22 protein-coding genes, 1 tRNA gene and 1 pseudogene are annotated in these 23,007 nt (G+C 72.5%); 5 read left to right on the top strand and 19 right to left on the bottom strand.

Annotation, left to right across the window (positions count from 1 at the left end; all coding sequences use genetic code 11):
- Positions 1 to 95: 95 nt before the first annotated feature.
- Positions 96 to 1,454 (bottom strand): peptidoglycan-binding protein, encoded by a 1,359-nt coding sequence (locus tag ACZ7H1_RS22225; RefSeq protein ID WP_470788949.1) that lies wholly within the window; start codon positions 1,452 to 1,454, stop codon positions 96 to 98.
- A gap of 160 nt (positions 1,455 to 1,614) precedes the next feature.
- Between ACZ7H1_RS22225 and ACZ7H1_RS22220 the strand changes: the two genes are divergently transcribed.
- Positions 1,615 to 1,688 (top strand) — tRNA-Lys (locus ACZ7H1_RS22220).
- Between the two features lie 78 nt (positions 1,689 to 1,766).
- Here the strand turns inward: ACZ7H1_RS22220 and ACZ7H1_RS22215 are convergent.
- From ACZ7H1_RS22215 to ACZ7H1_RS22155, 13 genes and pseudogenes are all read right to left on the bottom strand, one after another.
- Positions 1,767 to 2,417, bottom strand: coding sequence for a class F sortase (locus ACZ7H1_RS22215; protein ID WP_470788947.1), 651 nt, complete (start codon positions 2,415 to 2,417; stop codon positions 1,767 to 1,769).
- A gap of 12 nt (positions 2,418 to 2,429) precedes the next feature.
- Positions 2,430 to 3,038, bottom strand: coding sequence for a hypothetical protein (locus ACZ7H1_RS22210; protein ID WP_470788945.1), 609 nt, complete (start codon positions 3,036 to 3,038; stop codon positions 2,430 to 2,432).
- 220 nt (positions 3,039 to 3,258) lie between these two features.
- Positions 3,259 to 4,038, bottom strand: a complete 780-nt coding sequence (locus tag ACZ7H1_RS22205) for an HAD-IIA family hydrolase (RefSeq protein WP_470788944.1) — start codon at positions 4,036 to 4,038, stop codon at positions 3,259 to 3,261.
- Between the two features lie 118 nt (positions 4,039 to 4,156).
- Positions 4,157 to 5,683: an alkaline phosphatase family protein gene (locus tag ACZ7H1_RS22200; RefSeq protein WP_470788943.1), complete on the bottom strand. Its 1,527-nt coding sequence runs from the start codon at positions 5,681 to 5,683 to the stop codon at positions 4,157 to 4,159.
- A gap of 191 nt (positions 5,684 to 5,874) precedes the next feature.
- Positions 5,875 to 6,938, bottom strand: a pseudogene (locus tag ACZ7H1_RS22195) (2-aminoethylphosphonate ABC transporter substrate-binding protein).
- A 90-nt stretch (positions 6,939 to 7,028) separates the two neighbouring features.
- Positions 7,029 to 7,826, bottom strand: coding sequence for an ABC transporter permease (locus tag ACZ7H1_RS22190; protein WP_470788941.1), 798 nt, complete (start codon positions 7,824 to 7,826; stop codon positions 7,029 to 7,031).
- The gene (locus ACZ7H1_RS22185; RefSeq protein ID WP_470788939.1) at positions 7,813 to 8,754 is read right to left on the bottom strand and encodes a 2-aminoethylphosphonate ABC transporter permease subunit; all 942 of its coding nucleotides are present in this window, start codon (positions 8,752 to 8,754) and stop codon (positions 7,813 to 7,815) included. The genes ACZ7H1_RS22190 and ACZ7H1_RS22185 overlap by 14 nt, the downstream gene beginning before the upstream one ends.
- Complete coding sequence (locus ACZ7H1_RS22180) at positions 8,747 to 9,796, bottom strand: ABC transporter ATP-binding protein (protein WP_470788937.1); 1,050 nt, start codon at positions 9,794 to 9,796, stop codon at positions 8,747 to 8,749. Before ACZ7H1_RS22180 ends, ACZ7H1_RS22185 begins: the two co-directional genes overlap by 8 nt.
- Positions 9,793 to 10,497 carry a phosphonatase-like hydrolase gene (locus tag ACZ7H1_RS22175; protein ID WP_470789064.1) on the bottom strand — a complete coding sequence of 235 codons (705 nt, stop codon included), beginning with the start codon at positions 10,495 to 10,497 and terminating at the stop codon, positions 9,793 to 9,795. Before ACZ7H1_RS22175 ends, ACZ7H1_RS22180 begins: the two co-directional genes overlap by 4 nt.
- Before the next feature lie 5 nt (positions 10,498 to 10,502).
- The gene (locus ACZ7H1_RS22170; RefSeq protein WP_470788936.1) at positions 10,503 to 11,657 is read right to left on the bottom strand and encodes a TIGR03364 family FAD-dependent oxidoreductase; all 1,155 of its coding nucleotides are present in this window, start codon (positions 11,655 to 11,657) and stop codon (positions 10,503 to 10,505) included.
- Between the two features lie 138 nt (positions 11,658 to 11,795).
- Positions 11,796 to 12,560 (bottom strand): GntR family transcriptional regulator, encoded by a 765-nt coding sequence (locus tag ACZ7H1_RS22165; protein ID WP_470788934.1) that lies wholly within the window; start codon positions 12,558 to 12,560, stop codon positions 11,796 to 11,798.
- 19 nt (positions 12,561 to 12,579) lie between these two features.
- Positions 12,580 to 13,470 carry a hypothetical protein gene (locus ACZ7H1_RS22160; protein ID WP_470788932.1) on the bottom strand — a complete coding sequence of 297 codons (891 nt, stop codon included), beginning with the start codon at positions 13,468 to 13,470 and terminating at the stop codon, positions 12,580 to 12,582.
- 166 nt (positions 13,471 to 13,636) lie between these two features.
- On the bottom strand, positions 13,637 to 14,758 hold the full coding sequence (locus ACZ7H1_RS22155; RefSeq protein ID WP_470788931.1) for an ROK family transcriptional regulator: 1,122 nt from the start codon (positions 14,756 to 14,758) through the stop codon (positions 13,637 to 13,639).
- Positions 14,759 to 14,814: 56 nt separating this feature from the next.
- On the opposite strand from ACZ7H1_RS22155, the gene ACZ7H1_RS22150 reads away from it, so the two are divergent.
- Entirely contained in the window at positions 14,815 to 15,897 is a 1,083-nt protein-coding gene (locus ACZ7H1_RS22150; protein ID WP_470788929.1) for a Gfo/Idh/MocA family protein, read from the top strand.
- Positions 15,898 to 15,963: 66 nt separating this feature from the next.
- Here ACZ7H1_RS22150 and ACZ7H1_RS22145 read toward each other — a convergent pair whose 3' ends face one another.
- The 4 genes from ACZ7H1_RS22145 to ACZ7H1_RS22130 all read right to left on the bottom strand — a co-directional run bounded on the left by ACZ7H1_RS22145 (position 15,964) and on the right by ACZ7H1_RS22130 (position 19,234).
- Positions 15,964 to 16,821 carry a fumarylacetoacetate hydrolase family protein gene (locus ACZ7H1_RS22145; protein ID WP_470788928.1) on the bottom strand — a complete coding sequence of 286 codons (858 nt, stop codon included), beginning with the start codon at positions 16,819 to 16,821 and terminating at the stop codon, positions 15,964 to 15,966.
- A gap of 137 nt (positions 16,822 to 16,958) precedes the next feature.
- Positions 16,959 to 17,744: a YidC/Oxa1 family membrane protein insertase gene (locus tag ACZ7H1_RS22140; RefSeq protein WP_470788927.1), complete on the bottom strand. Its 786-nt coding sequence runs from the start codon at positions 17,742 to 17,744 to the stop codon at positions 16,959 to 16,961.
- Between the two features lie 93 nt (positions 17,745 to 17,837).
- Entirely contained in the window at positions 17,838 to 18,092 is a 255-nt protein-coding gene (locus tag ACZ7H1_RS22135) for a DUF6412 domain-containing protein (RefSeq protein WP_470789063.1), read from the bottom strand.
- A 281-nt stretch (positions 18,093 to 18,373) separates the two neighbouring features.
- The gene (locus ACZ7H1_RS22130; RefSeq protein WP_470788926.1) at positions 18,374 to 19,234 is read right to left on the bottom strand and encodes a class E sortase; all 861 of its coding nucleotides are present in this window, start codon (positions 19,232 to 19,234) and stop codon (positions 18,374 to 18,376) included.
- 47 nt (positions 19,235 to 19,281) lie between these two features.
- Here ACZ7H1_RS22130 and ACZ7H1_RS22125 point away from each other — a divergent pair, with 47 nt between their 5' ends.
- The 3 genes from ACZ7H1_RS22125 to ACZ7H1_RS22115 all read left to right on the top strand — a co-directional run bounded on the left by ACZ7H1_RS22125 (position 19,282) and on the right by ACZ7H1_RS22115 (position 21,766).
- Positions 19,282 to 20,289 (top strand): tetratricopeptide repeat protein, encoded by a 1,008-nt coding sequence (locus ACZ7H1_RS22125; protein WP_470788924.1) that lies wholly within the window; start codon positions 19,282 to 19,284, stop codon positions 20,287 to 20,289.
- Positions 20,290 to 20,353: 64 nt separating this feature from the next.
- Positions 20,354 to 21,304, top strand: a complete 951-nt coding sequence (locus ACZ7H1_RS22120) for a NaeI family type II restriction endonuclease (protein ID WP_470788923.1) — start codon at positions 20,354 to 20,356, stop codon at positions 21,302 to 21,304.
- A gap of 18 nt (positions 21,305 to 21,322) precedes the next feature.
- Entirely contained in the window at positions 21,323 to 21,766 is a 444-nt protein-coding gene (locus ACZ7H1_RS22115) for a very short patch repair endonuclease (RefSeq protein WP_470788922.1), read from the top strand.
- Here the strand turns inward: ACZ7H1_RS22115 and ACZ7H1_RS22110 are convergent.
- Positions 21,707 to 22,858, bottom strand: a complete 1,152-nt coding sequence (locus ACZ7H1_RS22110) for a DNA cytosine methyltransferase (RefSeq protein ID WP_470788921.1) — start codon at positions 22,856 to 22,858, stop codon at positions 21,707 to 21,709. The genes ACZ7H1_RS22115 and ACZ7H1_RS22110 overlap by 60 nt on opposite strands.
- Between the last annotated feature and the right edge of the window lie 149 nt (positions 22,859 to 23,007).

The following is a 23,007-nucleotide window of genomic DNA, read 5'->3' as shown; positions in this document are numbered from 1 at the left end:
CGGCGGGCGCGGGGGCGCGACGGGCGGGGGCGGGCCCAGCGGGAACATCGAGGCCGTCGTGGACGTCGTGCGCGAGGGGTACATGCTTGCCTCCGTCATGCGAAGAGCCGTCGCCAGGTTTCCGGGCCCGGGTAGCCGTCCGCAGCCGCGCCGCGCCAGCCCTGTGCCCGCTGGAAGGCCTCGACGCTGCGGCGGTCCGCCTCGTCCCAGCGGGGTCCGGGTCCCGAGGTGTAGTGCTTGCCGAAGCCCTTCTCCACGAGCCGGCGCCCGAGCGCCTCGACCGCGGAGTGGGTCGAGCCCGGACGGAACACCCCCCGCCCCGGGTACGCGGGCGCCTTCACCGGCCTCGCGGCCGGAGCGGCACCGACCGTCGGCGGGATGTCCCGGCCCTTCCTGGCGACCAGCAGCCGCCACGTCGCCGGGCCCGGCAGGCCGTCCGCCTCGCTGCCCGTCCAGCCCTGCGCCTTCTGGAAGGCCCGGGTCGCCCTGCGGTCCGCCTCGCCCCAGCGCGGCCCCGGGCCGTCCGCGTAGAAGCGCGCGCCGCCGCGCGCGATCAGCATCCGGCCGAGCTGCGTCACGTGCGGGTTGTTCGCCCCCGGCCCGAAGGACCGCGCGCCCGGGTACGCCGCGGACGCCCCCGGACCCGGAGCCGGAGCCGGGAGGGTCTGTTCCTTGCCCGGCGGCGGCTCCTCGGCGATGCCCCCGGTCACGCCGTTGTAGCGGTAGGGGAGGTACTTGGCCGAGTTGTTCCAGTAGGCGTACGGCGTCGACTGCCTGCGCGTGCTCGGGCGCGTCTGCTCGTACGCCGTGTAGTACGTCCGCGTGTGGTCGGTCCAGCCGCCGAAGAGCATGACGTGCGAGCCGGTGGTCGGGTCGGCCGGGTTGTGGAAGAGCAGCATGTCGCCCGGCTGGAGCTCGTCCCTGGTGATCTGGGTGGCGAACTTGTCCAGGCTGCCGGTCCACTCGTTCGAGCCGAGGTTCCAGGCCATGGAGACGTAACCCGAGCAGTCCTGCCGGTACCCGTCCGTCCAGTACTTCGACATGCTGTACGGGACCTGCACGTCCAGCCACGCCTTGGCCCGGTTGATGATCGTCGCGCGGTCGGTGCGCCGTGCGGCCGCCGGGGACGTGGCGGGGTTGACGCCCGGCAGCGACCCGGGGGCGCCCGCGGGCCCGTGCAGCCCGCCGGGCGCACCCTGCGGGCTGTCCAGCCCCGTGATCGCTGCCGGGTCCGCGCTCCCCGGCGGTACGGGGCCCGCGGGTTCGGGGCCTTCGGCGGCCGCGGCCCCGCCGCCGCCGAGAACCACTCCGGCGGCCGTCACCAGGACGAGTGCCCGGCGTGGCCCGTGCGCGGCGGGATGCCTGCCGCTGCGCAGGGTGGCGCGCTGCTGCACGCAGCCCGGGCAGGCGCAGTCGCCCGCGGGTGCGTAGTCCTGGAACACCGGTGTCGGCATCGCCTGCGTCATACGGTCCGTCCCCTGAAATCTCGTCAGATGCGTTGCAGCCATCACACATACTGCACGGAGAAGGGACGAACATGGGTTAATCGGACAAGCCGGGCGTGGCTGGTCACGAGCACCACGAGACGTGGGGTAGAGTTTTCTCTGTCAGCAGGCGCCGCTAGCTCAGTTGGTTAGAGCAGCTGACTCTTAATCAGCGGGTCCGGGGTTCGAGTCCCTGGCGGCGCACAGACGGAAGAAGCCCCTCGCAGCAATGCGAGGGGCTTCTTCGTGTTCCGGTCGCTGTTCTCCACACCTCTCCGCAGGTCAGGTGCGCTGCACACCGGTCAGGTAGGCGGAGACGACGACGTTCGCCGTGTACTCCTTCGCCACCTTGTCGTACGTACCCCCGCACGTGATCAGCCGCAGTTCGGCGCGGCCCGCCACGCGCGGCCCGTACACCTTCGCCGCGTCGAATTCCTCCCGTTCGTAGACCCTGACGTCCTCGATCGTGAACTGCGCCGTCACGCCGTCGGCCCGCAGGATCCGTACCGTGTCCCCCTGCTTCGCCGAGCTCAGCCCGTAGAACACCGCCGGCTTGGACTCCGTGTCCACGTGCCCCACCAGCAGCGCGGCGCCCGCCGCGCCCGGCTGGGTGCCGCGGCCGAACCAGCCGACCGTGCCCGGCCGGTCGTACGGCGGCGGATCGATCGCCCCGTCGCGGTCCAGGCCCCGGGAGACCACCGGAGCCTGGATGCCTATCGACGGCACGTCCACCCGCCGCGGCAGGGCCGGCCCGGCGATCGGCGCGTGCGCCGCGGGCAGCCCCGCGCCGAACAGCGCCCCGGGCGCGCCCGCGCCGGCGCCGGGGACCTCCGTGATCTCCCGGCCCCACAGCCACAGGCCCAGCACCAGGACCGCCCACGCCGCGCCGGTCAGCATCCGGCCGCCTGCCTTCGCGCGCGGCTCAGCCCCCATCCCGGACCCCCGTCACTCGCCGCTGCGGCGGCGGCGGAGCTTCAGCGCGCGGCCGGCCACGGCCAGGGTGGCGGCGCCGGCGAGGACCGCTCCGACGACGGTGTGCGGGAGCCCCGGGCCGTCGCGCTCGTCCTTCTTCGCGGCTGCCAGCTCCGCGGACGCGCCGCCGCCGCCGGCGTGGACGGGCCAGAAGGGTGTGGAGTGGTGCGTGGGGCGGTGGTCGGGCTGGTGGCGGACGACCTGGATGCTGCCGGTCGCCCTGCCGTCCTTGCCGTCGCAGGTGACGCGGATGGTGTGCCAGCCGGGCTGGGCGTGCGAGCTGATCATCGCCTCGCCGTACAGCGGGTTGCCACCGCCGTCACGGCCGGACAGGTCGGCGTCGGCGACGAACACGCTCGACTTGGCCGAGCCGGTGGTGCCCTTGCAGCCGTTGACCCGCAGCTCGATCTGCGCGCCCGGCGACACCGTGGACGGGGTGGCCCACACCGAGCCGCGATGGTCCTCGCGGTCGTCGCGGTTCTCGCCCACGGCCGGGGGGGCGGAGCCGAGCGTGACGGCGGTCGCGGCCAGCAGGGCGGCCCCGGCCCCGGCGGCACGGAGAGCGAGCAGAGCAGTGCGCATCGTGAAACCTCCTGTTACGGAGACTCACGTGCGGGGCGGCCGCGCGCATCCCGGCGGGCGTGCTGCTGACCCGTACGGGTGTGGCACGCGCCCCCGGGAGGTTCCCTGCCCCGGCCGGGTCGGATCCCGGCCGGGTCGGATCCCGGCCGGGTCGGATCCCGGCCGGGTCGGATCCCGGCCGGGTCGGATCCCGGCCGGGTCGGATCCCGGCCGGGTCCGGTCAGATCCGGTCTACGAGGTCCGCGATCGAGTCGACCGTCTTCGACGGGCGGTACGGGAACTTGTCGATGTCCTCGCGGGTGGTCAGGCCGGTGAGCACGAGGAAGGTCTGCATGCCCGCCTCCAGACCGGCGAGCACGTCGGTGTCCATCCGGTCGCCGATCATGGCGCTGGTCTCGGAGTGGGCGCCGATGGCGTTCAGCCCGGTGCGCATCATCAGCGGGTTCGGCTTGCCCGCGAAGTACGGCTTCTTGCCGGTGGCCTTCGTGATCAGCGCGGCGACCGCACCGGTGGCGGGCAGCGGGCCCTCGGTGCTCGGGCCGGTCTCGTCCGGGTTGGTGCAGATGAACCGGGCGCCCGCGTTGATCAGGCGGACCGCCTTCGTCATGGCCTCGAAGCTGTACGTGCGGGTCTCTCCGAGGACGACGTAGTCGGGGTCGTGGTCGGTCAGGATGTAGCCGATGTCGTGCAGCGCGGTGGTCAGGCCGGCCTCGCCGATGACGTACGCCGTGCCGCCGGGGCGCTGGTCGTCGAGGAACTTGGCCGTCGCCAGCGCGGAGGTCCAGATGTTCTCGACGGGCACGTCGAGGCCCATCCGCTGGAGCCGCGCCTTGAGGTCGCGCGGGGTGTAGATGGAGTTGTTGGTGAGGACCAGGAAGGGCTTGCCCGAGTCGCGCAGCCGCTTGATGAACTGATCCGCGCCCGGAATCGGAGTGCCCTCGTGGATGAGGACCCCGTCCATGTCGGTGAGCCAGGATTCGATCGGCTTGCGCTCTGCCACTGGACTGTTCTCCGCTCTGCGTGGCTGTGACCTCTGGTCCATACCACCCTACCGACGCCGGGCTGCGGACGCGTACGGCGTCCACAGCCCGGACGGACCCGGCCGCGCCGGGCCGGTTTCAGCTCAGGGTGACGTTGTCGACGGTCCAGAACCAGTTGTTGCTGCCGGTGTAGCGGAAGCGGACCTGCACGTCCGTTGCGCCGGCCGGGACCTGGAGGGTGAGGGCCTCCGCCTTGCCGACCGCGTCGGCCGTGTAGCTCTTGACGACCGCAGGGGTGCCGCCGTTGTACGACACGAGGACCTGGGCGGTCTGCGGGGACTCGTGGCGGTAGTGGGTCGCGTACCGCAGCGTCCTGGTGCTGCCGCCGGTGACCGCCCACTTGGGGCTGACGAGCGTGGAGTCGAAGCTGCCGGTGTGGGTCTTGTCGGCCCACTCGTCGGAGTCGGCGACGGCGAACACGTCCCGGGAGCGGACGTTCAGCTCGCGCCACTGGTCGCGCTGCGCCTGCGTCCAGAACTCGTCGGTGGCGAAGGACCAGCCGGCCCACTCGGTGACACCGCCGGTGCCCATCTTCGAGTTGTCGACGGACCAGCCGGCGGGCGGGGTGCGGGTGAAGCCCTTGGTGGCGGCCGGGATGCCGGTCTCGTCCACGCGGGCCTGGAGGTTGGGGCGCAGGGTGTCGAACGCGTCGCTGTCGGCGGTGCTGAGCGGCAGGCCGTCGAGCGCCGGGGTGCCGAGGCCCACGTGCTGGAGGGCGGTCGCGGCCACGTCGGCCAGGCGGACGTCGTCGCGTACCGAACCGGCCGCGATGCCCTCGCCCTTGGCAATGACGAAGGTGCCGCGCTCGGCGATGGAGGACCCTCCGTGTCCGCCGGCGGCGGTGTGGCCGTGGTCGGTGGTGACCAGGTACTTCCAGTTCTCCTGGGCGTACGAGGGGCGGGCCTGAACGGCCGTCAGGAGCTGGCCGACCAGCGCGTCGACGCGGGCGATGGTGTCCAGGTACTGCTGGCTGGCGGCGCCGTAGGAGTGGCCGGCGACGTCGACCTCGCCGAGGTAGACGAAGGCCGCGTCCGGGTTCTGGTCGCGCAGTTCGGCGGCGGCCGCTGCGGCGATCTTGGGGTCCTCGGTGCGGTAGCCGTCGCGGTCGCCCTTGAGGGAGAGGCGCTTGTCGACCTTGGCCGAGAAGATCGGGCCGTTCTGGTCGGTGGAGGTGATGGGCTCCCAGTCGGCGGCCGCGTACGTGTTGAGCGCCGGGGCGGTGTTCTCGATGCGGGTCAGGAAGTCCGGGTACGCCGTGTAGTTCTTGCCGGTGAAGGAGTTGTCCTTCACGCCGTGCTTGTCGGGCCAAACGCCGGTGGCGATGGTCGACCAGCCGGGGCCGGAGGACGTGGCCGCCATCGGGTTCGCGTACAGGGTGCTCCGGGCGGTCAGGCCCTGGGCCATCAGGCCTTTGAGGTGGGGGGCGTTGGCCGCCTTGAGGCGGTCGAGCACGACCCCGTCGAGGCCGATGACGAGGACCTTGTCGGTGTTGGCCGCGGCCGCCGCCTCGTCGGCGGTGGCGGACTGGGTTCCGAGGGCGGTGGCGACGAGAGCGGTGGCGGTGGCGGCCACGGCGAGGGTGCGTCCGAGCAGGACGGTCTGCACGTACTCCTCTAGGAGCAGGTCAGGGTGCGGGGGCGGGGATGGGGACGGAGCGGGGTGCGGTCAGGGCGGGCGGGGAGGGGTCCCGAGCGCGGCCGGACGGCCGGCGGGCCCGGACCGAAGGTGCGGTCTTCGGTCCAGACCCGTTATGCCAGTGTCACTCTGGCGGGCGAGGATGACCGGCGGGTTACGCGTCAGCTTCCGGTGGCGGACTTCCACGCGTCGACGTACCCGGACAGGTTCTTGTCGATGTCGGCCCAGTCGGGTTCGAAGACCTCGACGCCTTCCATCAGCTTCGTCAGCGCGACGGCGTTGGCGTCGGTGGGCTTGACGTCCGTACGGGCGGGGAAGCCGCCGCCGACCTCGCTGACCTGCTTCTGCGCCTGCTCGCCGAGCATGAAGTCGAGGAGCCGCTTGCCGTTCTCCGAGTGCGGGGCCTTGGCGACGAGGCCGCGGCGTACGGGAGGGCGAAGGTGGTGGGCTTGCCGCCGGCCTTGGCCGGGAACCAGATGGCGAGGTTGGGCATGGACTTGGACTGGGCGAAGTTCATCTGCACGTCGCCGTTGGCGACGAGGATCTCGCCCTTGTCGGTCTTGGGAGCGAGCTTGCTGGTGGAGGAGGAGGGGCCGACGTTGTTGGCCTGGAGCCTCTTCAGGTACTCCATCGCGGGGGCCTGGCCGCCGAAGTCGTGCATGGCCTTGATGACCACGGCCGTGCCGTCGCCCGCGACACCGGGGGTGGAGTACTGCAGCTTGCCCTTGTACTTGCCGTCGAGCAGCTCCTCCCAGGTCCTGGGGGCCTGCGCGAGCTCCTTCTTGTTGTAGATGAAGCCGAAGTAGTTGTTCACCACGGACGTCCAGGTGCCGTCGGCGGCCTTGTCGCCGCCGTTGACCAGCTCGGACCCCTCGGGCCGGTACGCCTCGATCAGGCCCTTGCCCGCGGCCTGCTGGATGAACGGGGGCAGGGTGATCAGGACGTCGGCCTGGGTGTTGGTCTTCTCGCGGACGGCGCGCTGCACCATCTCGCCGGAGCCGCCCTCGACGTACTCGACCTTGATGCCGGTCTCCTTGGTGAAGTCGGCGAAGACCTTGTCGTACCAGCCGTCGCCGTTCTCGCCCTTGAGGCCGTCGGCGCTGTAGACGGTGACGACCTTCTCTCCGGAGGCGGAGTCGGTGGAGCCGGAGCAGGCGGTGAGTCCGGCGGCGAGGGCGAGGCTGCCGGTGACGGCCGCGATCGGGCGCAGCAGGGAGCGGGACATGGCGTTTCCTTCGGGGAGGGGCGGCAGGGGACGAGCGGTACGGGGACGAGCGGTACGGGCCAGCGGTACGACGGATCCGCGGTACGGGGATCAGCGGTAGGACGCCTTGGTGCGGATGCGGGAGACGGCCAGCAGGACCAGCAGGGTGGCGGCCATCAGCACCACGGCGACGGCGGATCCGCCGAAGAGCGAACCGCGGTCGGTGGCCGTGAAGATGCGGACGGGAAGGGGCATCCAGTCCGGCGGGTAGAGCATCATCGTGGCGCTCAGTTCGCCCATGGACAGGGCGAAGCAGAGTCCGGCCGCCGCGTTGAGGGACGGCAGCAGGAGCGGGAGGCGGACCCGCCACAGCACGCGGGCGGGCCCGGCGCCGAGGCTGGCGGCAGCCTGCTCGTACGCGGGGTCGAGCCGTACGATCGCGGCCGAGACCGACTGGTAGGCGAACGCCGTGACGAGGACCGTGTGCGCCAGGACGACGATGCTGCTCGTGCCGTTGAGGAGCAGCGGCGGCCGGCTGAACGCAACGAGCACGGCGAGGCCGACGACCACGGACGGCACGGCGACGGGCAGCATGAACAGGGCGTCCAGGGAGCGCTTGGCGCGCTTGCCGAGCGCGGCGGCGGCGAGCGCGGCCCAGGTGCCGAAGGCCAGCGCGAGGAGGCTGGCGACGAGCGCGGTCACCAGGCTGGTGGTGAGTGCCTGGAGGGATTCCCCGCGGACGGCGGAGGCGTAGTGCGCGGTCGTCGGGCCGGAGGGGAAGGCGCCGGACCAGTTCGTGGCGAGGGAGGCGGCCACGACCACGAGCAGCGGCAGCGCGAACAGCGGCAGGAAGAGGACGAAGAAGAGGGACCAGGCCGCCCAGCGGCCCGCCTTGCTATGCACCAGCACGCTTGCTCACCACCCGGTAGAGGCCGAACAGGCCCACGGAGATCGCGATGTTGACGACGGCGACCACGCAGGCCGCGGGGTAGTCGGACTCCAGGATGGCCTTGCCGTAGACGAGCATCGGGAGGGTGGTGACCCCCTTGGCGCCGGTGAAGAGCACGATGCCGAATTCGTTGAGGCACATGACGAGGACGAGGCTGCCGCCGGCGGCGAGGGCGGGCAGCGACTCGGGGAGGATCACCGTCCGTACGATCCGCGCCGGCCGGGCGCCCAGGCTCGACGCCACTTCCAGCTGCGCGGTGTCGAGCTGCGAGAACGCCGCGAGGAGCGGGCGCATCACGAAGGGCGTGAAGTAGGTGATCTCCGCCAGCAGGACGCCCCACGGCGTGGTGAGGAAGTGGAAGGGCCCTTCGGCGGCTCCGGTCAGGTCCGTCCAGACGCCGTTGGCCATGCCGACCGTGCCGTAGATGAACAGCAGCGCGAGGGTGATCAGGAAGGACGGGAAGGAGAGGAACACGTCGATGAAGCGGGCCACGGCCCGGGCGCCGGGGAAGGGCACGAAGGCGATGACGAGGGCGAGGGTGAAGCCGAGGACCAGACAGCCCGCGGTGGCTCCGGCGGCCAGCCACACGGTCGTGCCGAGCGCTTCGCGGAAGGCCGAGGACCCGAACACCTCGGCGTAGGCGGCGAAGGGACCGCCGCCGGAGCCGTCGGCGCCGTCGGAGCCCTTGTCATCGGGGCTGAGGGACTGCCGGACGACGAGCGCGAGGGGGTAGAGGAAGACCACCGCGAGCGCGAGTACGGGCGGCAGTGCCCACAGTCCGCGCGGGAGGCGGGCCCACCGGGAAGCGGGGGCGGGCGCGGGCGCAGGCGCGGGTGATGCGGAGTCGGGCGGCCGGTGCGCGGTGTCCCCGCGCGCGGGCTCACCCATCGCCGACCCCCGCGGCCAGCAGCACCGCGTCCTGCGGGGCGAAGTGCAGCGTGACCTCCGCGCCCAGGGCCGGGGTCTCCCGCAGCTCGGGCAGGTCCGCCTTGACCCGGTGGCCGGCCACGTCCACGTACAGCCGGTGCGTCGAGCCGCGCCACTGGACCTCGGTGATCCGGCCGCTCAGCTCGTTGGGGCCGGCGCCGAGCCCGAGGAGGTGCGGGCGGACGCACAGGGTGGCCGTGGAGCCGGGGGCGGCGCGGCCGGTGTCCAGGGTGAACGGGCGCCCGGCGAAGACCGCGGAGCCGTCCGCCACCGTGACCGGCAGCAGGTTGGCGTTGCCGACGAAGGAGGCGGTGAACTCCGTGCTCGGCGCCCGGTACAGCTGCTGCGGGGTGCCGCAGTCCTGCAGCCGGGCGCGGTCCATGACGGCGATCCGGTCGGCGAGGGTGAGCGCCTCGACCTGGTCGTGGGTGACGTACAGGATGGAGACGTCGGGCAGTTCGCGGTGCAGGCGGGCCAGTTCGGCGAGCATCCCGGAGCGCAGTTGCGCGTCGAGCGCGGACAGCGGCTCGTCCAGCAGGAGCACGCCGGGGCGGATGGCGAGGGCGCGGGCGATGGCGACGCGCTGCTGCTGGCCGCCGGACAGCTCCCGCGGGTACCGCTTCGCGTACGCGCCCATGCCCGTCATCTCCAGGGCCTCGGCCACCCGCCCGGGGATCTCGGCCTTCGGGGTCTTCTGCGCCCGCAGGCCGAACTCGACGTTGGCGTCGACCCGCATGTGCGGGAAGAGCGCGTACTGCTGGACGACCATGCCGATGCCGCGCCGGTGGGGCGGGAGGGCGGTGACGTCCCGGTCGCCGATCAGGACCCGGCCGGAGACGGGCCGTACGAAACCGGCGACCGCGCGCAGGGCGGTGGTCTTGCCCGAACCGGAAGGGCCGAGCAGCGCCATGACCTCGCCCGGCTCCACGGTCAGGTCCAGGGAGTCGAGGACGGTGGTGCCGTGGTACGCAACAGAAACGGAGTCGAAGCGGATGCCGCTCACTCGCGTGCTCCCGCTTCCTCGCGGGCCAGCAGCTCCGGCAGCTGCGCGACGGAGCCGAGGACGTGCGTGGCGCCGTGGGCCGCCAGCCGCTCCCGGCCGTGCGCGCCGGTGAGGACGCCCGCGACGATCCCGGCTCCGGCGCGGCTGCCGCCGAGCATGTCGTACGCCGTGTCGCCGGCCACGGCCACGTGCCGCACGTCGTCCGCTGCCCCGGTCCGCAGGAACGCGGCGAGGACCAGGTCGGGGTAGGGGCGGCCGCGGCCGCCGGCGTCGGCCGGGCACAGGGTGAGCTCCACCAGGTCCCGCCAGCCGAGTGCGTCGAGGATCGCGTCCTGCGTGGTCCGGGCGAAGCCGGTGGTCAGGACGACGGTGCGGCCTTCGGAGCGCAGCTGCTCGACGGCTTCGCGGGCGCCGGGCAGGGGGGCGACGAGACCGCCGTCGACCAGTTCGCCGTACGCCTCCTCGAAGGCGGAGTTGGCCCGCTGCGCGGCGTCTTCCGTGCCGAACAGGTGCCGGAAGACGGAGATCTTCGACTCTCCCATGGTGTCGCGTACGTACTGCAGTTTGGCGGCGTGGCCGGGCGTGCCGGGGGCGACGCCGAGGCGCTCGGCGGCCCGCTCGAAGGCCCGCTCGACGAGCCCGCCGTCGGCGACGGTCGTCCCGGCCATGTCCAGTACGACCAGCTTGTACGTCCTGTCCATCGTGTTCACCAGCCCAGTTCGTTCGCGGTGGTTTCGGCGATGGCGGGCGAGCAGGTCATGCCGCGGCCGCCGGGCCCGGTCACCAGCCACACGCCTTCGCGTACCTGCTGGCGGTGCACCACCCGGGAGGTGTCGGTGCACTGTGCGTAGACGCCCGCCCAGCGGCGCCTGACCTTGGGCAGCGGGCGGCCGAGGAAGGACTCGACCACCGCGGTGAGGTGCTCGTAGGGGTCTTCGAGGGTGTCGAAGGCGAAGGGGTGCTCGTACTCGTGGGTGTCGCCGATGGTCAGTCCGCCGTCGCGGCGCTGCACCATCAGCAGTTGCATGGCGTGCTCGGCGGCGACGGGGGTCTGCGGCTCGGAGGCGCGCAGGGCGTCCAGCGCGGGCGACGCGTAGGCCGGGTAGTAGCGGAAGCTGTCGGCGTCGGCGACCGAGGTGGTCAGCTCCTCGCCGAGCGGTTCCGTCTGCATCATCTGGAGCCGCACCCGGCGCACCGGGAGGTCGGGGGCCAGTTCCCGGACCAGGCCGCTCAGCCAGGCACCGGTGGCCAGCACCACCGCGTCCCCGCGGTGCACGTCGCCGTGGTCGTCGCGGACCGCGGGGCCGCCGGGCCGCTCGCCGCCGGGCCGCTCGCCGCCGCCGAGCACCTCGCGGACCTCGCGGCCGGGGAGGAACGTGTAGCGGCCGGACTCCTTCAGGCGCTCCCGCAGGGCGAGTTGCGCGGTGCGCGGCTCCACGGCGGCGTCCCGTTCGCACCAGAGGGCGGCCTCGAAGCGGCCGCGCAGTGCGGGGTTGACGGCGCGGGCCTCGGCGGCGGTCAGCAGCCGGTAGCCGCGGGCGGTGGCATCCGGCCGCGCTGCCGCGGCCTCGGCGACCGCGTACTCGCGGGCCGAACGCACCGGCGTCAGCGAGCCGTTGGCGCGGAACCCCAGGCCGGGGACCTCGGCCCCGAGCCGTTCCCACAGCTCTCTGGCCCGCAGGGCGGTGTCGAGCTCTTCACCCCCCGCCCGGCCGCTCACCCATATCTGGCCGAAATTGCGCAGTGATGCACCGCGCGCCTCGGCCTCGCGCTCGATCTGTACGACCTCGTGGCCGCGCTGGACTGCCTGCCAGGCGTGCATGGTGCCGACCACGCCGCCTCCGACGACTATGACTCTCACGGCGGCAACGGTGGTCCCGGGCCGTGACCCGGGAGGGGCGCTCCGGCAACGCGCCGGTGAACAGACCCCGACACTTGGCCTAGACCCGTTACCGTTCCGTGATAGTTGGTGGTCCGTTTTCGTCCGTCTTGGGGCGGTCTACTCGGGCCGCAGGTGGGTCGTGAAGCTGAACCGGTCACCTCGGTAGAGAGAACGGACGCGCTCCAGCGGCCGCCCGTCCGCGTCCCTCGAGAGACGGTGGATGAGCAGCATGGGCAGGGCCGGCGGGGTCCCGATGAGGAGCGCCTCGCGCGGGGTGGCCAGTACGGTCTCCAGCTTCTCGTCGGCGTCCCCGAAGGCGATCCCGAGCCGCTCCTTCAGGTAGCCGTAGAAGGAGGAGTCCGGCTGGAATTCGCCGTCGAGGCGGGGCGCCCGCGCCACCCGGATGTACGTGCTCTCCAGCCCGACCCGTTCGTCGTCGGCGAGCAGGACCCGCTCCAGGTGCCAGACCGGTTCCCCGGGCTCGGCACCGATGCCGGGGGCGAGCGCGGGCGGGCACGGGAACTGCTCCAGCCCGATCAGGTTGCGGCCCGGCCGGCGGCCCTGGCGCCGTACGCCCTCGGTGTAGCTGGCCAGGGACAGCGGCTGCTCGAGCTTGGGTCCGGCCACCACCGTGCCACGGCCGGAGCGGCGCAGCCGCCCCTCCAGCAGCAGTTCGCGCAGGGCCTGGCGGACGGTCTCGCGGGAGACCTCGTACCGCTCGGCGAGGTCCCGTTCCGTGGGCAGCAGGCCGCCCTCGCCCAACTCCTCGATGAGCGCGGAGAGGTGCGCCTTGACGGCGTAGTACTTGGGAATGCGGCCGTGCTCGGGGATGCCGGAGCGGACGGGCGAGCCGGGGCTGTGAGTCGGTTCTGTCGGTTCCACGCTCGGACTTTACGGGCGGTCAGGTCCTGCGCAGGCGCCGGGCCCCCAGCAGCAGGGCGGCTCCGGCGGCGGCGGCGCCTGCGGCCGCGAGGCCGAGCCCGTGCAGCCGGTCCTCGCGGCCGCCCGTCCGGGCCAGGGAGCCGGCAGCCCCGGGCACTGCCGGCTCCTCCGGCCCCTCGACGGAGAACCGGTACCCCCCGGTCTCGCCCACCCAATCGCCGTCGTCGCCCCTGCGCTGGACGAGGGCGGCGTCGGCGACGACCTCGCCGGCGGGCGTGCCGTCGGTGAAGGCGAGCCGTACGGTCACGGTCACGGTGGCGCGGGCGCCGACGGTGAAGCCGGGGAACGCCCCCTGGCCGTCGAACACCGCGATGACCTCGTCCTGGTCGGTCTCCTCGAAGCTGACCGGGTGCGCGCGGCCCGCGGGGTCCGTGAAGTCCATGCGGAAACGGCCCGGACCGAGGGCGCGCGCCCGGTCGGTGAAGACCACCACCGGGTGCACCGCGCGGCACTCGTCGCCGGTGGAGTTGGTGAGGTCCAGGTACCAGGTCTGCGGTCCGCCGCCACTGCGGTAGACGGCCGGCCCGCCCCGGATCCGGGCGCCGAGCGGGAACTCCGTGCCCTTGCCGTCGCCGCAGGCGGGCTGCACGCGGGCAGGGTGCGCGGGCGCGGGCTTGGCGCCGCCGCCCTCCCCGATGTCGGAGACGACGCGGGGCGCGGGGGCCGCGGCGCGGGGCACGGCGGCCCCGGGGGCCGCGCGCGGGGCGGGGCGGACGGGGGCCGGGACCGGCGCGATCAGGGCGGGGGCGGGGTGCGGCGCCGCGACGGACACGGGCACCGCGATCACCGCGGGCGCGAGCGCGGCCGCGGCGACTGCCGCGGTCGCGGCCAGTGCTGTGCGCAATCGCATGGAGGGCCTTCGCTGCTCGCCGGACGATGGTCGGACCAGGTGACAATCACCCCGCCGTCCCCCGCACCCTCCCACGCGCGCGCACCCGCCCCGCACCACACGCCACACCATGATCCGGTTTCCGCCCGTTCGGCCGTGTCCGCCATCAGCGTCGCACTGCCGGCAGTCAGCCCGGCGGGGCGGTGAAGAGGGCCGTGAGGACCAGCTCGGCCGCACCCGCGGCCACCGCGTCCCCGGCGGCCGCGCCCACCCGTACGCCGTACTCCCCCAGCGCCCGCGCCGCCAGCACCTCGCCGACCCCGCGCACGAACTCCTCCGGCGCACCCGCCACCACGCGGCCGCCCAGCACGACCCGGTCCACGTCCAGCAGCGCGACCAGGTTCGCGACCGCCTCGCCCAGCACCCGGGCGGCCTGCCGGACGTCGCCGCGCGCCACCGCCGCCAGGCAGAGCACCTCCACGCACCCGCGCGCCCCGCACCGGCACCGCGGCCCGTCCAGCGCCAGCACCTGGTGCCCGAACTCCCCCGCGCCCGTCCGCGCGCCCCGGTGCGGGGCGCCGTCGAGGAAGAGTCCGGCCCCCAGCCCCGTACCGACGTGGACGTACGCGAAGGACCCGCCCGCCTCGGCCGCCAGCCCGACCGCGGCCGCGTTGGTGTCCTTGTCGAGGACCACCGGCAGCCCGAGCCGCTCCGCCAGCGCCGCCCGCAGGGGGAAGCCCTCCCACTGCGGGAATCCGGTGACCCGGCCCATCACCCCGCTCCGGTGGTCGAGCGGGCCCGGTACGGCGCAGCCCACGCCCAGCACCCCGCCGCCGCCCGTCGCCCCGCGCGCGACCTCCCGCACCGCGGCAGCGGCGACCGCCACCACGTCGTGGGCCCCGGCGCCGAAGTCCAGCGCACCGCGCTCCTCGGCCACCGTCCGCCCGGCCAGGTCCAGCAGCACCGCCCGGAACTCGTCGCGGTCGAGGTGGAGGCCGACCGCGTGCCCGGCCCCGGGCACCAGGCGCAGCACGGTGGGCGGTTTGCCGCCGGTCGAGGCCAGCCGTCCGGCCCGCGCCACCAGGCCCTCGGCCCGCAGCCGCCCGGTGATCTTGCTGACGGCCTGCGGGGTGAGTCCCGTACCCGCGGCCAGCTCCAGCCGGCTGGCCCCGCCCGCACCCGCCGCGCGCAGCAGGCCGAGCACCAGCCCGGCGTTGTGGGTGCGCACCGCGGGCAGCCCCACGCCGAGTGCGCCGCCCGCCGCGCGGCCGAATCCGGCCCCGGTCCCGTTCTCGCTCCTGCTGCTCATCGGACCATCATCCCCGGTGCTTGCACTTCCGCAACAGCGTTGCTTAAGTGGTGTCCATGGTCTCCTCCCCCCTCCGCGTCGGACTCGTCGGCTACGGACTCGCCGGATCCGTCTTCCACGCCCCGCTCGTGGCCACCACCGACGGCCTGGTCCTCGACACGGTCGTCACGGCCAACGAGGAGCGCCGGGCGCAGGCGCGTGCCGAATACCCCGGCGTACGCCTCGCGAAGTCCCCCGACGAGCTCCTCGACCGGGCCGGCGAGCTCGACCTGATCGTGATCGCCTCCCCGAACAAGACGCACGTACCGCTCGCCACCGCCGCCCTGGAGGCGGGCGTGGCGACGGTCGTCGACAAGCCGCTCGCCGCCACCGCCGCCGAGGCGCGGGCCCTGGGCGCGCTCGCGGACCGGCGGGGCGTCCTGCTCTCGGTCTTCCAGAACCGCCGCTGGGACAACGACTTCCTGACCCTGCGCAGCGTCCTCGCGGGCGGCGAGCTCGGCGAGGTCCAGCGCTTCGAGTCCCGGTACGAGCGGTGGCGCCCGCACCTGAAGGGCGGCTGGCGCGAGTCGGGGGCCCCGGAGGAGGTCGGCGGGCTGCTGTACGACCTCGGCAGTCACGTGGTCGACCAGGCGCTGACCCTCTTCGGGCCGGCCGTACGGGTGTACGCGGAGGCGGACGTGCGGCGCCCCGGCGCCGAGACGGACGACGACACCTTCATCGCGCTCACCCACGCGAACGGCGTCCGCTCCCACCTGTACGTCAGCGCGACGACCGCGCAGCTCGGACCGCGGTTCCGGGTCCTGGGCTCGGCGGCGGGCTTCGTGAAGTACGGGCTGGACCCGCAGGAGGCCGCCCTGCGCGAGGGGCGGCGGCCGCAGGACGGCACGCCGTGGGGCCGGGAGCCGGAGCACCTGTGGGGCCTGGTCGGGTCCGGCGAGTCGCCGCTGACCGGCGGCGGACGGCCCGTGCCGACCCTGCCCGGCGACTACCCGGCGTACTACGCGGCGGTGGAGTCGGCCCTGCGCACGGGAGGCCGGCCGCCCGTGACGGCGTACGAGGCCGCGGACTGCCTGGACGTACTGGAAGCGGCGCTCCGCTCGTCGCGGACCGGGACGACGGTCGAGCTGCCGGCAGGCTGAGGCGGGCGCGGGCGGGCATGGCGGGCTGGTACCCCTGCCCGCCCTGCCCGCACCGTCACCTCGGCGTCAGGCGTTCTTGAGCTGCTGCCGCTGGCGTCCGAGCCCGTCGATCTCCAGCTCCACCACGTCGCCCGCGCGCAGGTACGGCTTGGGCTCCGGCTGCCCCATCGCCACGCCCGCGGGCGTGCCGGTGACGATGACGTCGCCCGGGTACAGCGTCATGAACTGGCTGAGGTAGCGGACGACCTCGCCGACCGGGAAGATCTGGTCGGAGGTCGAGCCGTTCTGCTTCTGCTCGCCGTTGACCCACAGCCGCACGTCCAGGACCTGGGGGTCCGGGATCTCGTCGGCCGTGACCAGCCACGGGCCGAGCGGCGTGAACGTCTCGCAGTTCTTGCCCTTGTCCCAGGTCCCGCCGCGCTCGATCTGGAACTCGCGCTCCGAGATGTCGTTCACGAGGACGTACCCGCCGACGTGGGCGAGGCCCTCCTCGGCCGAGCCGAGGTAGCGGGCGGTGCTGCCGATGACGACGCCGAGCTCGGCCTCCCAGTCGGTTTTGACGCTGCCGCGCGGGACGAGCACGGTGTCGTCGGGGCCGACGACGGTGTCCGGGGCCTTCAGGAACATGATCGGCTCTGCGGGCGTCGCCGCGCCGATCTCCGCCGCGTGCCCGTGGTAGTTCAGGCCGATGCCCACGACCTTGCCGATCCGGCCGACGGCCGCCCCGGTCCGCAGGCCCTCGGCGTCGAGCACCGGGAGCTCCCCGGAGGCTGCCGCGTCCCGTATCCGGGCCAGCGCGGCCCCGTCGGCGAGCAGGCCTCCGTCGATGTCGGCGACGAGGCCGGAGAGGTCCCGCAGGGTCCCGTCCTGGTCGAGCAGCGCGGGGCGCTCCGCTCCCACCGGTCCGACGCGCAGCAGCTTCATGGGCATTCTCCCGTGGTCGTGGCTGGTCGGCCCGCGGGCATGCCCGGGGCCGGCCGATGGGTTGCGGCCATCGGAGGATTGGTCGATCCTCCAAGACCGGCGTCCAATCTGCAAGACCCTGTTCACACCCTGGACCGTTACCCGGCGGTAGCGGCGGCGGCCTCCCGCTTGTTCCAGCGCCGCATCAGCCAGGCCCGCTCGACCGCCGTCCACGTCGTGGTGGTGAGCAGGTAGAGCCCGGCGGCGAGCGGTACGACGGCTGCCGTCACGACCGTTCCGAACGCCATGAGCGGCATGAACCGCATCACCCGGAGCACGGCGTCGGCGCCCGGGCCCTCCGCCGGACCGCCGGCGGCCGGCGCCGCCGGACCCTCGCCCGCGGCGGCCGCCCGCCGGGCGCGCACGTAGGTCCACGTGGCCACCGCCGCGATCGCCGCGAACAGCCCGATGAACACCCATCCCTGCGCCCCGAACACCCCGCCGTCCCCGAGGGCGTCCACCCAGCGCGCACCGAGCGGCGCGGCGAACAGCCGGTGCCCCAGCAGCTCGTTGGCCTCGCCGCCCAGGCGGGACGAGGAGAAAACCTGGTACATCACGAAGAACACCGGCAGCTGCACCAGCATCGGCAGGCAGCCGGCCAGCGGCGTGACCTTGGCCTCCGCGTGCAGCGCGAGCACGGCCTTCTGGAGCCGGTCGGCGTTCTTCGGGCCGGGATGGCGGCGCTTCAGCTCCGCCATCCGGGGCGCCAGGGCCGCCCGGGCCCGCTCACCGCGGAACGCGGCGCGGGTGAGCGGGTGCATGGCGACCCGTACGAGAGCGGTGAACAGCACGATCGCCACGGCGGTCGCGGAAGCCGCGAAGACCGGGTCGAGCAGGGCGGCTAGCTGGGAAACGAGCAGGGCGAACGGGGCGAATACGGACACGTGGTCCCTCCGGGACGTCTCGTCGAAGTGGAATTCGGCGTGACGGACCGCGAGGGGCGCGGCAGTGCAGAACGAAAGAAGGGCGCTACGCCCCTACGCGGCCGTCGGGGAGAGACGGCCGGGTGCCCTGGGCCTGGAACGGCCGGAGGCATCGGGGTCACGCTGCGGCAGGAAGGCGGTGCGCTGCTCCCGGTCGCGTATTGCGGTGCGTATGAGCGTCGGCGGCACGGGACGGGCGCTGCGCGCGGCGAGCACCGCACAGACCGCCACGGCGGCGCCGGCGGCCGCGACGGCAGCGGTCGCCGCGAAGGTGACGGCGGTCGCGAGAGTGCCGTCGCCCGGGCCCATTCCGGCGAAGCCGAACAGGCCCAGCAGTCCGAGGGCGCCGAGCAGTCCGAGCATCCCCAGCCCCAGCAGGCCGGTGCGACGGCCGGGCGCGCTCGCGCGCATGCTCCTGCCCATCCCGATCACCCCTCCCGCAGCCGTGGTCGCTCGTGGATTCGATAGTAGCCAGCCCCACTGACAGCGGGCATACGCCCGAAGGAGGAGATGGAAAGGCGACGGAAGGAAAGGAGAACGGGAGTTGAGGGAAGGACGGGGGAAGGACGGGGAAGGACAGACAAGGAGGACTACCGCCCCACGCTCGACTTCAGCGTCCCCCACACCACCAGCCGGTACTTGGACGAGTACTCGGGCGTGCACGTCGTCAGCGTGATGTAGGAGCCCGGTGCGGAGTACCCGTACTGCGGTTTCACCACGCTCCTCGGCACCGGCGCGATCACCCCGCCGTCCCGCGGCGAGGTCTGGTCCAGCCGCTTCCCGACCACATACGTGAACCGCCGCCCCCGCACGTCCACGATCAGCTCGTCCCCGGCGCGCAGCCGGTTGACGTGGCGGAACGGCTCCCCGTGGGTGTTCCGGTGCCCCGCCAGGGCGAAGTTCCCCTCCTGGCCCGGCTGCGCGGTCCCGGCGTAGTGCCCGACGTACCCCTTGTCGAGCACGCCCCTCTTGCTCACCCCCCGCGCCACCGGTGCGACCACCCCGAGCCGCGGGATGCGCAGCACGGCGTACGCCTGGTCCCAGCGCGGCGCAGCGGGCGCCGCGGGGCGGACGGCGGCCCGCGGCGGGGGCCCGCTCCCGGGCTCGGCGGGCTCGGTCCCGGGCTCGGGGCGTTCCTGCTCTCCGCCCTCCTCGACACCGACGGACGGCTCCACGGGCTGTTCCGCGGGCCGTTCCGCGGGCCGCTCCTGCCGCGGATCAGGGCCGGCGGCCCACTGCCGCTCCAGGGCCCGGACCTCGGCACGGGCCTCCGCCCTGGCCTCCCGGTTGGTCCACCACAACTGATGCACCACCAGCAGCAACAGCACCAGCCCCGCGGTCACCGCGAGCTCGGCGCCCGTCCACAGCCCACGCGCCAGCAACGGCGTCCGCTGCCGCCGCCGCTGCTGCCCCTGCACCACGACCGGTATCCGCTCCCGCACGGCCCGCACCTTAAGTCCTGCCCCGCCAACTGACCAGCAGCAGTACGGTGTGGACCATGCGCCCCGACACGCCTGCCGAGCACATCGACGAAGCCGAGCGCCTCATCCGCACGGCGACCCGCTACCCCGAGGACCAGGAGCCGCTGCTCCTCCAGGCCGCGGCCCACCTCGAACTCGCCGAGGAACGCGAGCGGGCGAGCGCCCTCTACGACCAGCTCCTCGCGGCCGACCCGGCCGACCCGTACCTGATCAAGGCCCTGCAGGCCGCCAATCTCTGGGAGTACGGCCACGAGGCCGAGGCGCGCGCCCTCATCGCCGGCATCCGCGCGGCCGCCCCCCGCGACCCGGCGCCCTGGGAAGTCATCTCCGAGGCCCTGGAGTCCCACGACGAACTGGACGCCGCCCACGCGTCGTTCACTGAGGCCGCGACCCTCCTCATCCCGGACGACGCGACCCCGCTGACGACCGCGACGATCGCGCTCCTCACCGGCCGCCACCGGGTCCGCCGCCTCCTCGGGCTCCCCCACGACGACTGGGACATGGTCGCGGACACTCGCCACGCCGGCCCGATCCCGCTGGACGAGCTCCACGACCCCAAGCGCATCTGGGCCCTCGGCTCCGACGACCCGGCCGAACTGCGGGCCGAGATCGCCCGCCTGCGCGCCGAACTGGGCGACCGCCGCGCGGCCCTCTCCCGCCCCTTCCCGGTGGCCGTCCTCCACTGGCCCGCGGCGGAACTGGCCGAACTCCTCGCCGCGTACCCGTCCCTCACCGCCGAGTACCCCTCCCACGCGGCCCACCTGGAGGACGTCGAGGCATCCCTGCGCGCCCTCTCCGCCTCGGGCACGAAGAACCTGGGCATCGTCACGGCCACGGTCCCCTCCTACGAGGCCTTCGCCGCCTCCGAACACGCCATCCCGGCCTCCCCGTCCCTCCTCGCGGAGTACGCCACGACACTGGCGGCCCGAGGCAAAGCCACCCCCTGGCCCCCGCCCCCCACCACCACCTGCTGGTGCACCTCGGGCAAGCCGTACCCGGACTGCCACGGACCTGGCCAGAAATGATCTTCCCCGGGATGCGAGGGCATGCTTCGGTTTCGCAGCAAGATCTGCACTTTCGGGAGCATGTATGACGTTCACAGACGCTGAACTGACCCTAGTTCGCGACGATTTGCTGAAAATGGATCCCCAGGGCCACCGGTTCGCGAAAGTCCTGCGGAACACGATAGACCAGCTGCTCGACGGCGAGAATACCGGACGATACGCCTGGACTCAGCTGCATAAAACCGAAAAGACGCATGCAGGAACGCTGGTCGAGATCAACCTCCAGCGCGAATTCAAATTTGCAGATGGCGATAAGACCGACTACAAGATTAGCGAAATCGACGTCGACTGCAAATATTCTCAGACGATGGGCGGTTGGATGATTCCGCCCGAGGCGATGGGTGAAATCTGCCTGGTCGTCTGGGCCAGCGATGAAAGGAGCAGGTGGTCCGCGGGACTCCTGCGTGCCGACGCGGACCGCCTGAGCCAGGGGAACGGTGATTCCATAAGGCAAGGGAACCGCGACAACAAACTGCGTGTAAACAAGAGCAATCTGGACATGATCGTGTGGCTGTGGGAGGACCAGCCGCTGAAGGAAAATCTACTTCTCGAACTGAAACAGTCAGACCCCGCAACGCTCGAACAGCTGACGACGCCGAGGTCAGGCCAGGCGCGGGTGAACGCACTCTTCCGCCGGGTACTGCGGCGCAGGATCGACCGGAACGTCGTACGGACCCTTGCCCAGCAGCGCGATTACATGGCCCGGGTGCGTGACGACAAAGACGGCCGTCGCGCACGGCCCGCCCTTCGAGAGGAGGGAATTATCATTCCCGGCGATTCGCGAAGCCACCAGGAGGTTGCCCGCGCCCTCGGCGGCCCCGTCCCCGGCGAAGGCGAGTTCGTGAGCTTCCGCGTGGCCCCAGCGGCGCCCGAGTACTCGGACCGCCCCTCAGTTCACCTGGACGGCCTAGAATGGGTTGCCGTAAATGCTCACGAGGAAGCGGCGAAAGTCGCCCCGAAACTCCCTCCCCGGTGAGTTCATCGCGAGGCAAGCATGACGGATGAATGGCAGCCGCCTGCTGGATCCTGGGCGTCATCAGCGGCCAGGAGGCGGAACATGCAAGCCATCAGATCCCGTGACACGAAGCCGGAACAGCTGATCCGTCGGCTCGTTCACGCCAGGGGCCTGCGGTACAGAGTCGCCGCACGCCCGCTTGCAGACCTTCGCCGGACGGCAGATCTCGTCTTCCGCCCGGCGAAGGTGGCCGTATTCGTGGATGGCTGCTACTGGCACGGCTGCCCGGAGCACTACGCGGCACCTCGAACAAACCCGGATTACTGGTCCGGAAAAGTCGCTACCAACATGGCCCGCGACCGGGATACCGATCGGAGGCTGCTGGAAGCCGGATGGACGGTGCTGCGCTTCTGGGAGCACGAGTCACCCGAGGACTGCGCCCGCGCAATCGCCGCGACGGTATCCAGACTCCGCAGCCGATGACGGGGCCGGGATCTCGGCCCGCTGTACTGCGGGCAGCGTCTTGCTCAGCGCCAGCCGAATGCGCTCGCCGACGGCTTGTGCAACCAGTGGCGGGAAGGCGTTGCCGACCTGGCGGTAGGCGGCAGTCTTCCGCCCTTCGAATTTCCAGGTGGACGGGAAGCCCTGGATGATCGCTGCCTGTTCGACCGTGAGCTTGGGCCCTGCCGGTGCGAACAGGTCGCGCTCAGCATCGACCATCTTGTCCTGGTCATTGGCCACACCCAGGCCGTCCACGCCGAGCTTGGCCCACGCCTTCTTGGCCCGCGTCGGACCGAGGTCAGCACCGCCGTGTTTCTTCGAGCCTCCGACGAGCGTGGGCGCAACGTCCGTGTCGGCCTGCCGGTACCAGTCCTTAAAGGCCTGGTCCGCCCGGGCATCGTTCACACCATCGAAGCGGGCACGCATCGTGTCCTGCAGGGCCTGCGCCACGGTCACCTTGTTGATCTTGCGCTCACCTTCCTCGTCCACGCGGCCGAGCGGCACGAAGTACGGAGCGTATTCCGGTCGGAGGGCAACAAGAATCGCCCGCGGCCGGAGTTGCGGCACGCCGTAGTGCCAGGCCTCCAGCACCTCCCACATGCAGACTTCGTAGCCCGCATCGATGAGCCGACGCTTGATCGTGTTCTCCCGGTACTCACGGAACTTCTCCGGCGGCTCAAGCAGTCCGCGGACGTTCTCGATCATCACGGCTTTGGGCAGCAGATCCTCGACCATCGCGAGCATCGTCGGGAAGAGATCACGCTCATCATCCTGGCCCAGCTGCTTGCCCGCCGCCGAGAACGGCGGACACGGCACCCCGCCGGCAAGCAGATCGAGCTCACCCTCGGCGAGACCCAGCTCGGCGACATCGAACGACGTGAGATCTCTCTGGAGAACCTTGCACCCGGCCCATTCCGGGTTCCCCTCAACATTGCGTCTCAGTGTGGCAACTGCATGCTGGTCGATCTCGATCAGCGCATGGTGACGGAACCCTGCGTTGTGGAGGCCAACCGCTTGCCCGCCAGCCCCAGCGCAGATCTCAACCGAGGTGAACTTTTTGTCGGTGCCGGTCATGCACCCTCCTTCCAGACGTGCGCGACGGACACACCTTGCAATCCGCCCTCACAGAGGGTGACAGACCCCACTGACAACGCCTCCCCAGTGTGCGACACGATCCGGCCTGCTCGAAACGCCTCACGAGCCATAGCGAACACTCATACGAT

It is taken from the genome of Streptomyces sp. NPDC037401 (assembly GCF_055602345.1).
Note: the sequence above shows the minus strand (reverse complement) of the source record. Positions and strands in the feature narration are given on the sequence as shown.